This window comes from Fibrobacter sp. (genome assembly GCA_024399065.1).
GTDB lineage: Bacteria > Fibrobacterota > Fibrobacteria > Fibrobacterales > Fibrobacteraceae > Fibrobacter.
Window position 1 is genome coordinate 45,242 of the sequence record JAKSIB010000009.1, and the last position, 15,086, is coordinate 60,327.

Annotated in this window: 10 protein-coding genes; 3 read left to right on the forward strand and 7 right to left on the reverse strand. The window is 49.2% G+C overall.

Translation table 11 applies throughout. From position 1 onward, the window contains the following. Positions 1–151 precede the first annotated feature (151 nt). Complete coding sequence (locus tag MJZ25_06180; GenBank protein MCQ2123757.1) at positions 152–3,304, forward strand: non-lysosomal glucosylceramidase; 3,153 nt, start codon at positions 152–154, stop codon at positions 3,302–3,304. 514 nt (positions 3,305–3,818) lie between these two features. On the opposite strand, the gene MJZ25_06185 is transcribed toward MJZ25_06180, so the two are convergent. Then, positions 3,819–4,970, reverse strand: coding sequence for a hypothetical protein (locus MJZ25_06185; protein ID MCQ2123758.1), 1,152 nt, complete (start codon positions 4,968–4,970; stop codon positions 3,819–3,821). Next, positions 4,967–5,815, reverse strand: coding sequence for a TIGR02147 family protein (locus MJZ25_06190; GenBank protein ID MCQ2123759.1), 849 nt, complete (start codon positions 5,813–5,815; stop codon positions 4,967–4,969). Before MJZ25_06190 ends, MJZ25_06185 begins: the two co-directional genes overlap by 4 nt. A gap of 165 nt (positions 5,816–5,980) precedes the next feature. Between MJZ25_06190 and MJZ25_06195 the strand changes: the two genes are divergently transcribed. Together MJZ25_06195 and MJZ25_06200 are read left to right on the forward strand one after the other, a co-directional pair. Then, positions 5,981–7,726 (forward strand): beta-mannosidase, encoded by a 1,746-nt coding sequence (locus MJZ25_06195; GenBank protein MCQ2123760.1) that lies wholly within the window; start codon positions 5,981–5,983, stop codon positions 7,724–7,726. Positions 7,727–7,897: 171 nt separating this feature from the next. Beyond that, positions 7,898–8,782 carry a phosphoribosylaminoimidazolesuccinocarboxamide synthase gene (locus MJZ25_06200; protein MCQ2123761.1) on the forward strand — a complete coding sequence of 295 codons (885 nt, stop codon included), beginning with the start codon at positions 7,898–7,900 and terminating at the stop codon, positions 8,780–8,782. 335 nt (positions 8,783–9,117) lie between these two features. Here the strand turns inward: MJZ25_06200 and MJZ25_06205 are convergent, their stop codons facing one another. From MJZ25_06205 to MJZ25_06225, 5 genes are all read right to left on the reverse strand, one after another. Further along, the gene (locus MJZ25_06205; protein MCQ2123762.1) at positions 9,118–9,927 is read right to left on the reverse strand and encodes a hypothetical protein; all 810 of its coding nucleotides are present in this window, start codon (positions 9,925–9,927) and stop codon (positions 9,118–9,120) included. Between the two features lie 135 nt (positions 9,928–10,062). Further along, on the reverse strand, positions 10,063–10,752 hold the full coding sequence (locus tag MJZ25_06210) for a DUF4261 domain-containing protein (GenBank protein ID MCQ2123763.1): 690 nt from the start codon (positions 10,750–10,752) through the stop codon (positions 10,063–10,065). 4 nt (positions 10,753–10,756) lie between these two features. Beyond that, on the reverse strand, positions 10,757–11,869 hold the full coding sequence (locus MJZ25_06215) for a glycosyl transferase family 28 (GenBank protein ID MCQ2123764.1): 1,113 nt from the start codon (positions 11,867–11,869) through the stop codon (positions 10,757–10,759). After that, the gene (locus tag MJZ25_06220; GenBank protein ID MCQ2123765.1) at positions 11,866–14,352 is read right to left on the reverse strand and encodes an NPCBM/NEW2 domain-containing protein; all 2,487 of its coding nucleotides are present in this window, start codon (positions 14,350–14,352) and stop codon (positions 11,866–11,868) included. Before MJZ25_06220 ends, MJZ25_06215 begins: the two co-directional genes overlap by 4 nt. 89 nt (positions 14,353–14,441) lie before the next feature. After that, on the reverse strand, positions 14,442–15,074 hold the full coding sequence (locus MJZ25_06225) for a hypothetical protein (GenBank protein ID MCQ2123766.1): 633 nt from the start codon (positions 15,072–15,074) through the stop codon (positions 14,442–14,444). Between the last annotated feature and the right edge of the window lie 12 nt (positions 15,075–15,086).

Sequence of the window (15,086 nt, forward strand, 5' to 3'; positions counted from 1 at the left end):
AAAAGATTCTTGATCAACGGTCCGCTTTTACGCGGGCCGTTTTTCGTACTCATTTGTAACCATATTCAGGAACGAACCCGTCCTTTGTCGCTAGCCAAAATGCTAGATTATGTACGATAAATTTTAACCCTCCATTCAATGGAAATCATATATGAGCACTAAAGAATACCTTGCCGGCGCCAAGATGGCCGGTTCCGTCCAGAAGCTTATGACCCCGGGTCTCGCCGTGGAATTCATCCAGCCCTGGTATACCCCGCTTTCTACCACTCCGTCTACCACCGGTATCGCAGTGGGCGGCATTGGTTCCACCTTTACTGCAACTCCCGCAGGCACCACTCCGGTGATGAACGTAATGCCGGGTGTTCAGGTTCGCACCGAAAAGCCGGAAGACCTTCGCTTCAACAATTTCTTCTTCCGCGAATCCGTCATTAGCGACAAGGCTCAGCTGGTCATTTACAACTTCGCAGCATTCACCACCTACCTGGGCAAGTTCACTCTCGTGGACGCCAAGGGCGCAGCTCTCTTTACCGAAGCTGACCAAAAGAAGGCTGAAGCAAAGCTCAACAAGACTCTTTCTGATAAGGAATTCTTGAAGAACAACATGGCTGCATTCGAACGCTGGCACATCCAGTGGAGCGACCGCACCGCAGCTCTCCTCGCTAAAATGTCTTTGACCAAGCCCGGCGCTAAGGTTGAAGAAGTAAACCGCGCAGTTCTCATCGATTTCTTCGACGGTGTTGTTGGTGAAAAGATTGCTCGTCAGGGCGCATTGACCGCAGCATGGGCAGACGACAAGACTTTCCTCGGCCAGGAAGGTTATGACGCTGCTAAGATGCAGTACACCGCACTCTATCCTGTTAGCGAAACCAAGTACGAAGGCAAGGGCGTTCAGATTACCAAGACCCAGTCCAGCTACGTGACTCCGGGTGACGAACGTCTCTCCAGCCTGCCGGTGAACGCCACCGTATTTACCTTGGAAAACACCACCAAGGAAACCCGCGAAATGACCATCGTCCAGGTTCAGGACAGCCTCTGCGGCTACTACGCTCGCAAGGACCGTCAGGGCGTGCAGGACTCCAGCTTCGTTCTGGTTCCCATGGCCAAGAATCCGAAGGCAGTCAGCTTCAGCATGGAAGCTGCCGACGGTCGTGACGTTCGCGGTATTGAATTCTACAACGAAGAACAGCAGCCCGCTAGCGACTTCAACGGCTGCATGGGTATTTCTGTTGCATGGAACAAGAAGGACAACCTGAACGTTTCCGTGAAGCCCATGTTCTACCAGGACGACGCCGCAGCTACCGTCAAGGCAGCACTCCAGAGCGGTCGCGTCAATAACACTTTCGTGAAGAACGTTTACAGCGGCCGCGAAACCATCGCCGGCGCAATCGCCGTGACCGTAGTTCTCAAGCCGAAGCAGAAGGTTTCCTTCCAGTTCAACATGGTTCTGGACTTCCCGGAAATCAAGCTTGTAAAGCTCACCAGCCAGAAGAAGTACACCGCCTTCTATCCGGAAGCTTACGGCCGCGTCGGCGCCATCCTGGACGAAGCTCTGGCTGCAGACAAGACCATGGACGCACGCCTCAAGGCATTCGAAGCTCTGGTTCCCAAGGCCAAGGTCGCAAAGATCTACAAGGAAGCAAAGAAGCAGGTGGAATTCAAGAGCCTCGCTATCAATACCTTGAGCTTCCTGGCCGAAGCAACCGTATGGGACAAGGAAGACCGCTTCCTGGTTCGCGAATGCGCTGACTATCCGTTCTTCAACTCTCTGGACGTTTACTTCTACGGCAGCTTCAGCCTGCTGGCTTTGATGCCGCGCCTGGACGGTGTTGTGATGAAGCGTTTCGGTGACGCCATCCTCGCCATTAACGAAAACCGTCGTCGTCACCACGAATACGTGAACCTCCCCTTCGCTGATCTTCCGGATCCGAAGCTGGAAGGTCCTCGCGCTGTTCGCGGCGCCGTAATTCATGACCTCGGTAGCCCCTTCGATGCAGAACCGGATGCCTACGACTGGCACAACGTTAAGGAATGGAAGGATCTTGCTCCGAAGTACGTTTTGATGGTTCTCCGTCACTATCACAAGACTAAGGATATGCAGTGCCTCGCTGATTGCAAGGAAGCAGTCTATGCCGCCATGGAATACTTGGAAAAGATGGTCAACGAAGGTGAAAACTTCCCGCTGACCCACGGTACCGACGATACCTTCGACAACCTCAGCTCTCACGGTATTTCCGTTTACTGCGGCTCCCTCTGGATTGCAGGCCTCCGTGCAGCTGCAAAGATTGCAGAACTCCTTGGCGATAAAGAACAGGCTGCCAAGTGGAACGAAAAGTCCGCCCTCGCCAACAAGGAATTCGACGAAGCCCTCTGGGACGAAAATGAAGGTTACTACCACTTCTTCGTTACCCCCATGGAATTGAAGGACGTTAACGTTGAAAAGTATGCCGCCCTCCGTGAAGCCGTGAAGGAATCTATCGAACTTCCGGAATGCCCGAAGGCTGGTGTCAAGGCAATCAACGCTTGGTTGAACGCTGGCGAAATTCCGTCTGACGTTGAACTTTCCAAGATGGAACTCCGTGGCCTCAAGAAGGCATGGCTCACCGCTCAGTGCAAGGAAGCATTCACCGCTTCTTGGGACAAGAAGGTGACCAACGACTGCGACGATGTCTTCGTTGACACACTCCTCGCAGACACTTACCTCCGCATGCTGGACTTGAAGCCGATTTGCGATGCAGCAAAGGCTAAGAAGAACCTCCTGAAGGTCTTCAACACCAACTACAAGGCTAACAGCCCGCTGATCGGTGCCGCAAACCTGGTTCGCAAGGACGGTTCTCCCCTGGATGAATTCAACTTCCAGGCTCACGACGTTTGGATCGGTATTCAGTACAGCGTCATGACCGCTTGCATGATGCACGGCCTCGTGAAGGAAGCTGCCGACCTGGGCGACTCCATGACCCGTAACCTCTACGATGAAGCCAAGGTTCCCTTCGCTGCACCGGAAGGCTTTAACGGTTCTTGCCGCCTGCACGCCGCCGCTCTGGTTTCAGCCTTCGGTCTCAGCCAGGCTGCCGCCGACAAGATGCACAAGGCATTGCTCGCCAAGGGCGCACTCCTTGCTGATTCCCGCATTAGTCCGAAGCTCCCGCGTAACGTGGCTGCCTTCACCAAGGCTTACGGCGCTATCGCCAAGGATGCCAAGGTTGATGCAGAAAAGCTGTTCACTCTGATGCACAGCACTGCGCTGAAGTACACCGCTGGTAAGTACTTCCGTCCTGGCATGGTGTTCGCTTTATTGTATAAGTAAGAGTAAGGCGAATCGTTAAAGGTCACGACGTAAGCTTGTACGGGAAACGGTCCTCGTTTCACTGCGGATTGTTTCCCTTTACAACTTACATCGCTCCCTTAGAACATTTTTTCGCCAATTACTTATACCACCCGTTTTTGCGGATGTTCGCTTTGTTGTATAAGTAGTTTCGGTCCGTGAGGTAAGCTCGCACGAAAACAAGGCCGTTCCGGGTTGTTTTCTTTGCGACTTACCTTCACTCCCCTATACAATTACTTATACATGCCGTTTTTGCGGTTGTTCGCTTTGTTGTATAAGTAAGTTTCGGTCCGTGAGGTAAGCTCGCACGCAAAACGGTCCTCGCTTCGCTGCGGATTGTTCACTTACCGACTTACCTTGCTCCACTACGAACTTATTTATATCGTATTGTGAAAGAACTTCAAGAAGCGTCTGGTTACAGGCGCTTCTTTTTGTTTTGCTTAGTGATTTTCTTGTAGAGGGAGTGCGCGCGTAGACGATTCACACTTAGCATTGCTTATGGTGCATAATACACGAAGTTTACGCCTTCGAATACAATCTTGTCTAATTCAAAGAAAGAACCATCTTGAATAAAGAAACTCAGAAGAGCAATTTCCTTGGAAACTTCATTCCATTCCAACTGGTTGGCCGAGGGCTTCAAGATTTCATCGCCAGGTTTCAATTCAATTTCAGTCCACTTTTCCGCAGCAGGCAAATTCCACATGGCCTTATTATAGGCACCGTCATCCGTAGCAACCGCGTTTTCCAAACCTAAATTCAGATTTCCATTGCTGCGATATGTCACACGAATTGCAGTAAGCCCGCTCATATCAAAAGCCAACGAATCAGTCCCCAGATGGGTACCAAGAATCACCATTCCGGAATCGCCAATGTCGTATTGTGCAGAAAGGAAGTAGCCATGATCAGCAGAGGAATCCTGCACTGCATCAAAGCTCCTACCATCTTCAGGACGGGTCCATTTGCAATCGCCCATGGAAGAAAAATACCAACCGTGATTCGGATAGTACTTGGCCAAATTATTGAGACTATCTCCGTCTTCAAAATCTTCGAAAGTGAAAATTCCCGCACTATCCAATTGAACGGTATCCGGCTCCGAAATTGCAGAAGTCAAAACCGTATCCAGCGTTTCACCTGCATCAAGACTCATTTCGACAATTGCAGAGTCCCCAAGCAGCAAATCAAACTTTCCTGCAGGAACGTGGGCGAAAACAAATGCGCCGTCTCGCCACAAAGCCATATACGGAGTTTCCGCCAACACCATCTGGAGAGAGGCAGCCTCAGCACTGTCCATACGAACAACAACAGATGCAGACGGTTCCAGCACAAGTTCTTTTTGCGTAGAATCAAAGTTATTCCAAGCCATGAGGGCGGAATCACTGCCTGCTATCCCTTCTAGATAACACTCTTCGACGGGGACTTTCACGTATGCGACTCCGGAGTCATCCGTCGTTGCTGATTCCAGTTTGTTCAAAGTTTCCTTGGAATAAAGGTTCACGTGAACATGAGCCAAGGGTTTCTGCCGCGCGTCAGCCACATGCAAGGCAATACCATTAGTCGTTTCACTAGTGGCGCCAGACATATCTGATCCAGAGCCAGAGCAGGCCCAAATCAGCAAGGTCGATATTAATGCCGTTAGCAGTCGTTTCATGACCGAACCTTTTTCATCATGGGGAACATCTGAAAATTTAATTGATAAACACTATCGCATTGTTCAGCCGGCATGGAATTCACCACGTTCACGATGGATTTACGAGCATCCGCCAAAATTCCACGGATTTTTTCAATTTGCGAGGAATCCAACGCCATAGTCAAGGTGCTAATGTCGCGATTTTCCTTGGGAATATTTTCAATAGACTGCCGACCCAATTCCGTCACGGTTTTCTGATATTCACTGATAGACGCGCTGAGCCAGTGATCCTGCGTGCGAACGTGAGCATCCGAAGGAACAATACGACCTTGTTCGTTTCTTTTTGCAAGTCCCAACTGAAGGAGAGCTTCCACCGACGTCACAATTTGCGCTGCAGTAAGCTTTGGAATGCAGGAATTTCCTAGCGACACAGCATCCTGTTCGCCTCTATATTCATAAACATCCAAAGCAGAACGTACCATCGGATAATACCACTGCTGGAAATAGCGGTAGCGTGCCTCATCCAGCATACGGCAACGGGATGGACGCATTTTCTGTAAGGTTTCAAAATGCTTTCGGATTGCATCAGGTGTCTTAGCTTTTCCATAAGCAACCATCTCCTGGAAATACTCCGATTTGCCTTCCTTGAAATTAAAGAATGCAACAAACGTATTTACAGAAGTATCAGACAAGTGGCGTTTCGATCGCAAAATTTTCACGAGAAGGCTTGCATCTATGTCCACAGCTGTTGCAAAAACTCGATAGCTAAAAGTCGGATCAAGAGATTTTTCCAAGTCATAGAAATCCCGCAAAAAAAGCCGGTAATCCAGATAATCATAGATGTTGATTTTATTTCTGGCAAACATATATAGCCTCTACAATATGGATTTCTCTCATAAACATCTACTTTATAACATCCATAAATATAACAAATTTTTACAAAAACGTTGACATTTTTGTCCACACCTTTGTGAGTTTTTTCACCATAGAAGAGCCACACCAATCTATTTTCTAGACAACAAGGAGTGATTATGAATATCGGAAAACTTTTACTCATTTTGGGTGCCACAATTGCCACAGCATCCTTTGCGGCGAAATACGAAGCGGAAGCAGGGACCTTGACCAATGACGCCAAGAAAGTCAGTGACGGCGGGGCTTCCGGCGGAGCCTATGTGGACATGCAATCTGGCAATTTATCCATCAACAACGTCAATGCAGAAAAGACCGGCAAGTACTCTTTAAAGGTTCGTTACAAGGTGGGCGATTACAAGGAAAACCTCCTCAAGGTAAATGGCGCCTCCGCAGGAACTTTGGCTTTCGAAGCCTCCAACAACTGGACAGATTTGTCCACAGTGGTTACACTCAATGCAGGTAACAACACCATCCTCATTGAAAAATACTGGGGATGGGTCAGCGTGGACTACATCGAAGTAAACCCCTACGTATCCGAACCGTTCAAAATCAGTTCAAACCTAGTAACACCCAACGCCACTGAATCCGCCCAGAAGCTTTACACTTTCCTGGTCAACAACTTCGGCAAGAAAACCATTAGCGGTGTAATGACCGGCGACATGGGCAGCTACTCCATGGGCGCAGATTTCAAGACTCACGACGACGTAAAGGAAATTTACAGCAAAGGCGGCAAATATCCTGCGCTTGTCGGCGTAGACTTTCTCTTCGCAAGCGGCCCTAACGCAAACAGTTCTTGGAACCAGGAATACACCAACAAGGCTCTTTCTCTCGCAAGAAACCTCTGGAAACAGGGTGGCATACCCAACTTCACTTGGCATTGGAAAGACCCGCTGGACAAGCAGGATGCCTTCTACATCAAGGGTGCAACCGACGGCACCTACACCGACTTCGACTTTGCAACAGCCTTTAAATCCGGCACCACCGAATGGAACACCGAAAGCGCCGCCTACAAGGGCATCATCGCTGATGTAGACCATATCGCCGATTATTTCCTGGATCTTCAAAAAGACGGTATTGCAGGCATCTTCCGTCCGTTGCACGAAGCAGGCGGCAAATGGTTCTGGTGGAGCATCAATTCCGGAAAACAGTTCGCAGCCCTCTACCGTCTGGTATTCGACCGCATGGTGAAAGTCAAGGGCGTAAAAAACATGATCTGGGTTTACAATCCCATCTCCCCCGCTGTTTATGACTGGGATCCGGGTGCAGACTATTATGACGTTATCGCCATCGACATATACAACAGCGCAAACGATCATTCCAGTTGCTCCAGTGACTTTGACAAGTTCAAGAGTGCTTCCAAGTCATCCAAGATTATCGCCCTTACGGAAAACGGACCCATTCCCGACATCAACAACATGGTGAAGGAAGAAGCCATGTGGAGCTGGTGGATGCCCTGGTACAGCACCTGGGGAAGCACCTTCTCCTCCCAGACATCCAATGCCATGTGGAAGAGCAATCTGAACGACGAACGAGTGATTACTTTGGAAGACATGCCGGGCTGGGCAAGCTACACACCAGTCGTGAACAGCAGCTCCTCCACCCCGGCAACAACAAGCAGTTCGTCAGAGTCCATAGCCTCCAGCAGTTCCTCTGAATCCGCAATTACAAGCAGTTCCTCCAACGAGACCCAGCACCTTGCCAAGACATTTAACTTGAATGTATCTTCTGAGATCACAGGCATTTTCGACATGAACGGTCATTACATGGGTAGCGAATCCGCCCTGACCAAACTGCCCCAAGGACGCTACATCATCCGTTCACGTGCTGCAGGCAAAACAACAAACTCTCTCTACCTAAAGAAATAAAACCAAACTCCCATACCAAACAAAATCACCGGCCTTCGGGTCGGCGATTTTTATAACTCTTTGATACTAAACAAGTTACCGAAAGCAGAACTAGCAATCTCTTTTTTCGCCCAAAACAAAGCATTTATAACACTAAACAAAAGCCCTGCCTTTTACTAAATTATGGCTACTATGAGCTTAAAATTTGAAACCCCGATTACTGAAGTTCCGCTGTTCCACCAGGGTAAGGTACGCGACATGTACGACCTGGGCGACAGTTTCCTGATGGTCGCTTCCGACCGTCTTTCCGCCTTTGACGTGGTCCTCCCCACCCCCATTCCGGGTAAGGGCAAGATCCTGAACCAGCTTTCTCTGTTCTGGTTCAAGCAGCTTGGCATGAAGAACCACCTGATCACCGCCGACGTGAATGAATATCCGGAAGTGCTCAAGAAGCACGCCGACTATCTCCGCGGCCGCTCCATGATCGTGAAGAAGGCTCACCGTCATTCCGTGGAATGCATCGTCCGCGGTTACATCGTGGGTTCTGGTTGGAAGGATTACCAGAAGACCGGTAAGATCTGCGGTCACGTTCTCCCCGAAAATCTTCAGCTCTGCCAGAAGCTGGAACAGCCGCTCTACACTCCCAGCACCAAGCCGGATGTAGGCCACGACGAAAACATCAGCTTCGAACAGACCTTCGACATCGTCGGCGAAAAGGTTGCAACAACCCTGAAGAACATGTCCCTGGACATCTACACCAAGGCTCGCGACTACGCAGCTTCCAAGGGCATCATTCTCGCTGACACCAAGTTCGAATTCGGCGAAATCGATGGCGAAACCATCCTCATCGACGAAGTTCTGACTCCGGACTCCAGCCGCTACTGGCCTGCAGACAAGTACGAAGTAGGCAAGAACCAGGAAAGCTTCGACAAGCAGTACATCCGTGACTGGCTCGAAACTCTCGACTGGGGCAAGTGCTACCCGGGTCCGGAAATTCCGGCAGACGTGGTGAAGAACACTCTCGATAAGTACATCGAAATCTTCGTTCGTCTCACTGGCAAGCAGCCAGAGCTGTAATAGCGTCAGCTACACGCTTTTCGAAAGACTCGCCCTTGCGGCGGGTCTTTTTGCTATGGGGGCGAACTTTGGTGAACTTTTGTTTGCGGTTGCAGGGGCTTTTACGTACATAACCGGAGCTTTTGGCAAATTCTGTACGTAAATCGTTAGTTTGTACACAACGTAAGGCGCGGTGAGGCGGCCTTTTTACGTACATAATCCACGGAGATTCGCAAAAATGTACGTAATCAAACAGGAGCAACTTATTCACGCGAATCCGACAGCGCCAAATCAAAAGGATGCAGAGGCATTTTTACGTACAAAACCACAGCAAATTCAGCATTCTGTACGTAAAGTTACAACAAATGCACCCTCGCAAGGGTCTCCACCTCATGGATAGACAGAGGCATTCTTTTGTTTTCCATAGTGAAAATCAAATTCTCCCCCAAGATGAATCCATTTTTTCCATAGGTACGCAACTTCAAAAGAACATTGCCCACATAGTCTAAGTCATCCATCAAGCCAAAGTGTTCCCATACGATTTCTTTACGGGTCCGCACATTCAAGCAAACGAAATCTGGATGAATGCAAACCCCATTTTTCAACTGGAGGGGAAACTCATAGCGAAAGGGAACTTCAAGACGCTCCAAAACCTCCGCAATGATGACCTCGGATTTTGACCGAACGCGGACATTTTGCGAAGTGTATAATTCTGAGTCTACCTCATTAAAGCTTAGCCCATCGAATTCAACAGCATTCCAGCATTCAGCAAAATATGCGTCGGAAACCACATGAGGTTCTATTAGCGCTTTTCTTTCAGCACTCGCCGCTTCAAAAAATTGAACCAAGCCCATTTCACTGTACCTGCGTTCAAAATTTTTTAGCAAATCCACCTGTTTCAAAATCTGCTTAAAAACTTTTTTGTCGTATGTTTTCTGAGCAAGTTCCTTTGCAAACTCCAAATCGTCCTTAGGGATATAATCACCAGGAGCAACCGTCTTAACATGATAGTATTGAGCAGACCCATTACTTTGCACAATACGCAATGTTCCTGCAGGAGATTTATTTATCAAAGTCCCAAGATGGCTGGCAAATCGAACCAATTCAGCAATTCGTTTTCTAACCATAGGGACGATGCAATCAACAGAAAGTTGAACCTTCGTCATTTTTTCCTTATGTATTCTGATATAGAAAAACGATTTCTGAATCGTTATATTTTTGATGTAAGAAAGCAGGGACAATGTACAAAAAAACGGCTCCCCAAAAGGAGCCGTCCGTAAAAGCGAATAAAGGAACAATCCTTATTTCTTCTTAGTCAGGCGGAAGATGCCCTGCTTGTTGAATTCCGGAGAATCCTTCGGGAAGGGATTCTTGGCTTCCTGACGGAGCACGAAGGTTTCGCCCTCGCCCACTTCCACTTCGGAACCGGACTTTGCAGGAACGCCATCACCGAAGATAACGTCTGCAGCCAGGAGCAATGCTTCCTGGGCATTTTCTTCTGCAGAGGAAATGCAGAGATCCGGCAAGGCAAAGCAAGCCATGCCCAAAGTATAAATCACGTCTCCGTTTTCCACAAAGTTGATCCACGGGTCCATGGGATATTCGCCATCTCCCAGTTCTTCACGGAAACCAGGAACACTCCATGCAGCGCCAGACTGCTGCATATAAACACCGGAAGCGCCGGCGTTCAGCAACTTGAGAATAGCCATGTTCACCTGAGTCACGTCTTCGATGCTCTTGACTTCGCCCAAAAGGAAAAGCAAGGACCTGTGAGCATCGATGGAAGCAAGTTCTTCTGCGGGAACATCCTGATGTTCCTTGAAGATTTCCACCAGGCCATCCACGTGATCCTTACGGACCACATTGAACATCACGCCACAACCAGGAATCACAACGGACTTGGCGTCAGCGGCAATAGTTACAGTTTCAGTAACTGCGATAAGATCAGCAGCACCGACATTCATGGGAAAAGCGAGAATAAATTGAGGCATATTTTTATCCTTCCATAACGGATTTTACTGCGGCGGCTAAGGGAGATTCCTTCGGAGGCTCAGGAATACGGACATGAGGTCTCTTTTCAACCATGGACATCAGGCTCTCCGCACTCAGTTTACGTTCGCTAATGCGGTTCGCATAGCAGGAACGGCTTAACTCCTTCGCAAGAATGTCCTGTTCATACTGGCCCGGCGTCGGGACAAACACACACTTCGCACCAAGGTAAGCCATATCCATCACGGTACTGTACCCGCCTCGGGACACCAGCCATTCGGAATTGCGGACAACGTCTGCAAATTCTGCGTCAGGCAAATGGGTGTAGAACTGAATATTGCCTTCAGTCCAAGAATTTACTCCAGCTGCGGGGCGACCCTGGATAATCACATGATTGCCCGGAATCTTGGCGAAAGCCTGTTTCAGCAAATGTTCAAATCGGCCACGAGCCGGTTCCACACCGGAAACTACAGCTACAAACTTATAGCGCGGTTTCGCACCTTGTTCACCAGCAACATTTCGGCCATCCGCGCAATCAAAATTCATTTTGGAAAAGCGAGACAGCGGACCCACAAACTTCAAAGGCTTCGGGCTGCGAGCCACATGGGACATTCCACCAGCAAGTCCAGGAGCAGCCTCGTAATCCGGCACCCAGATTTCATCAAAGCGCTTCATCACTGCAGCATGCCACATCTGGCCCACAGGTTCAAAAGAGCTCAGCGCCTTCGGGAACGCAATACGACGCTGATGAGTCATGTAAATGGACTTCGCCGCATTTGAGAAAAAACCGAAACGGTTGTCGGACAATATCAAATCATAGTGGAAACGTTTCTGCAATTCTTCGGCAAACTTATGCTCAAAGCGAGCCACCATATTCAAATGCATGCCATTCTTGAAAAGCCACAAGCCCATGTTGTAAGCATTTCTCGGGTACACAATATTGTATGACGGTGCAATACGCTGGCGCAATTCCGGAAAGGCGCCGCGCAACAAGCGGGCGTTAGACTCAACTACGGCCAGTTCCACCTGGGCACCCTGCCGCAAGAATTCCCTCACCACGGGAATGCAGCGGGTAGCGTGTCCCAAGCCCCAGTCCAATGGAGCAACTAGGACTTTCACTTAGCGGCCTCCAACCAGGCTGCAGCCCAGTCGCCATGGTCGCAATCTCGGTCCTTTCCGCCCTGATCCAAAATCAGTTCCAGTTCACGGACGCCGCTAACATCAACGCGAATGGTTTCCTTTTGAGTGGAATACATTCTGTTGCTACGGTAAATATTGTTTCCGTCGCCACGGACAATGAAGTAGGCACCATCGCCACAAGCACTTTCGTCATCCAAGCCAATCACGGCATGGAACGTATCGAAACTGCGAGGCAGCTTATACACAATTCTGGAACTTGCATGGGAACCAATACCATAGCGGAAGGTTTCCTTATCCAAGGTAATCTTGCCATGTTCCACAGTTTCGTTCATCTGCGGCTGTCCCCAGTCCTGAGTGAAGCTGTGAATTTTGGCATCAGACAGCAGCAAGACATTAGGCGCGACCACGAACTCTTCACGCTTCAGCTTCAAGGTATCGTTATCCGGCATGACACATTCAAAGATTCCGCGGTTCATACCCGGCTTGATCTTCGAAGAATCCACCAGCAAGGTATCAGCATCCACGGACATCAGCATGTCATTCTGCAATTCGTCATTCAAATAGAACTTGCAGGGAATAGTTTCCGGGAATCTCTTGTTCAAAACAAACTGATGGTCCGCCATATTGGACACGCTGAAATTCTGTTCGTAGTTGGAAACTCCCTTCTTGGAATTGATCTTGTATATCGCAAGGGGATAACCAAACATCTTAGGTTCAAGGAGAACACGTTCATTCTTGTACTGTCCAAGAATTTCATCCACCTGATCGGTAGTCTTGAAACCAACCACACGGCTCTTACGGTTCAATTCACCATAGCCGTCCTGTCCACGGACCAGATAAATATTTCCATTGGAATACTGCAGCCACTGTGCAAAAGTTTCGGTACTCCAGGCCATGAAAGTTCTTTCGCTAAAGGAACTGTGTCCAGAAGCAAGCATCTGCCAAGGACGAGCATAAATAAAGATGGAATTCTTGGGATAGCCTTCCAAAGCCTTGTCCAGGTAGTCTTCCTCGGCAAGAAGCTTGTTCTTGTAATACAGCATGTTGCTGCGGTAGCTATTGCCATGATAGACCATAAGGCCCACAGCCATGACACAAGCTACCACCATGATAATGTATCCTGCGGCGTCCACCTTCATCTTGGTGGCGAAGGTAAGGGCGTCGTACAAACCGAGAGCCATAATCAAGGCAAACAGCGGCAAGGCCACCAACACATAACGCTGGTTAATATCGATAGTGAAGGTTCCGGAAACATTCAGCAAGATCACAAAAATCTGGGCACAGAAGGTAATGCCAAGGATCAAGCCGCGTAAATATCTTTTCCAGACGATGGCACGGACCAAGAGCCACACCGTTGCCACCAGCAAAATAACCGTAAAGCTGGTGTAGAACGGGTTTTCCATAATGCCGCCAAAGGCACGATCCTGGCCCAGGTTCATCATGATTTCGATATTGGTCTTCAGATTGAACCACATGTTCTCAAGGGAATGGGCTGCATGTTCGCCCCCCTGGAAATCGTAGCCACGGTAGGCAGCCATGGTGTTAATTGAAGGCCAGCTCACAAGGATAACCGCGGCCACGAATGCCGGCAATCGGTAAACCTTTTCGAGGAAATACTTGTAGTAGAAAAGAGCAAAAGGAATAAAGGCAAAAACGGTTTCCTGACGAGTCTGGGCAAAGAATCCCAGCAGAGGAACCGTCAGCAGGAAATGCTTCCAGGTCACCTTGGCTGCCGGCACAAAGGCATACCAGGCCATCAAAGCCGTCAGCAAGAAGATGTAGAGAACTTCAGTGGATGCGGACCTGGCCTGTAGCAAGTAAATGGGCATGCCACCAAGGAATGCAACAGCCGCCAAGGCTGCGCCTTCATTTTTGAACCACTTGGACAAAGCCAGGAAGAAGAACAGCAAGCTGAAAAGGTAGAACGGATAGTTCACCAGCAAGGCGGTATCACGATTCGGTTCCATGAAATTGAACACCAGGGAATAAACAAAGCCAAGGGCCTTTCCCTTGAAGTTGTTCACTTCGGTCTTGCAATCCAGAACACCATCGGACCAGACACCTTCATTACAAACGCCTCCCGAATGCTGGAAATACATTTGCAGGCCCATGGATTCCCAGCTGGTTTCATCACTCAATACTCGATGAGTATTGCTGATGTTAGCAAACATGAATACAGAGAAAATCAGGGCAATGCCTGCAAAAATGCAGAAGCCCTTTCCGCTGGGCAGGAACTTTTTAATGTTCGACGCAATAAACGGAATGTTTACCACAACACCGACAACAAGCAGAATGAATGTCAGGAGGATCGAGTAATAACCCCACTCAATATCCCAGCGACGGGCAAAGGCTACGGAGGAGTTATTGAAAATCAAAAAGGCAAGGAGCAAAATCACCAAGGTGATGCAGGCAAGGCACACATGCTTGCCGCCCAGATTCAACGAAGCTAACCACTTTTTCATGGGTGCAAATTTAGAAAAATGAGGAGCATAGCAAAAAAGGGAAACCCTTACGGGCTTCCCTTTTTGATAATCATTATCACGCCAACCGATTAACGACGATGCTTGTTGTTAAGATCGCGTTCGTGCGGGTTGTGGTGCGGCGGCGGAGGAGGAGGAGCGTAGTTGATACGGAGATCCAAGTGTTCGTTCGGCTTGATTTCGTGAGACAGACGACCACGGTCGTAGATACGCATCTGTTCCGGACGATGCTTGCCGATATAGAGGTCGGCATCCTTGAACGGATGGTCGCAACGGAGGGTGTAGTTCAGAGAGTTGCCATCAACATCGAGGTTGCAGCAGTTGTCGCGGTCGCAGAGACGCTTGTGGAGGTCACGCTTCGGCGGGTAGATGAGGTGAATGGACTTGCTTGCCTGCGGTTCAATTTCGCGCTGGAGGCGGCCCTTTTCATACAGGCGGAACACTTCCGGACGACGGTTGCCAACAGTAAGTTCAGCTTCCTTGAACGGGTGGTCGCAACGAAGAGTGTAGTTCAGGGAACGGCCATCAACATCGAGATTACAGCAGTTTCCACCTTCGCAAAGTCTTTCGTGGAGTTCGCCACGGGGCGGAGGAGGAGGAGGATTATTATCGGCGCGGTGATGAACGCCAGCGAAAGCCATGGTGCTGCAGAAGGAAGCTGCAGCAATCATTGCTCCGTAGAAAGAAAGTTTATTGATCTTCATTTGATCTCCTTT

Bases quoted from the DNA above. Each gene is read 5' to 3' on its own strand.
- MJZ25_06180 (MCQ2123757.1), top strand. From the start codon at position 152: ATGAGCACTAAAGAATACCTTGCCGGCGCCAAGATGGCCGGTTCCGTC.
- MJZ25_06200 (MCQ2123761.1), top strand. From the start codon at position 7,898: ATGAGCTTAAAATTTGAAACCCCGATTACTGAAGTTCCGCTGTTCCAC.
- MJZ25_06185 (MCQ2123758.1), bottom strand. From the start codon at position 4,970: ATGAAACGACTGCTAACGGCATTAATATCGACCTTGCTGATTTGGGCC.
- MJZ25_06205 (MCQ2123762.1), bottom strand. From the start codon at position 9,927: ATGACGAAGGTTCAACTTTCTGTTGATTGCATCGTCCCTATGGTTAGA.
- MJZ25_06210 (MCQ2123763.1), bottom strand. From the start codon at position 10,752: ATGCCTCAATTTATTCTCGCTTTTCCCATGAATGTCGGTGCTGCTGAT.
- MJZ25_06195 (MCQ2123760.1), top strand. From the start codon at position 5,981: ATGAATATCGGAAAACTTTTACTCATTTTGGGTGCCACAATTGCCACA.
- MJZ25_06225 (MCQ2123766.1), bottom strand. From the start codon at position 15,074: ATGAAGATCAATAAACTTTCTTTCTACGGAGCAATGATTGCTGCAGCT.
- MJZ25_06190 (MCQ2123759.1), bottom strand. From the start codon at position 5,815: ATGTTTGCCAGAAATAAAATCAACATCTATGATTATCTGGATTACCGG.
- MJZ25_06220 (MCQ2123765.1), bottom strand. From the start codon at position 14,352: ATGAAAAAGTGGTTAGCTTCGTTGAATCTGGGCGGCAAGCATGTGTGC.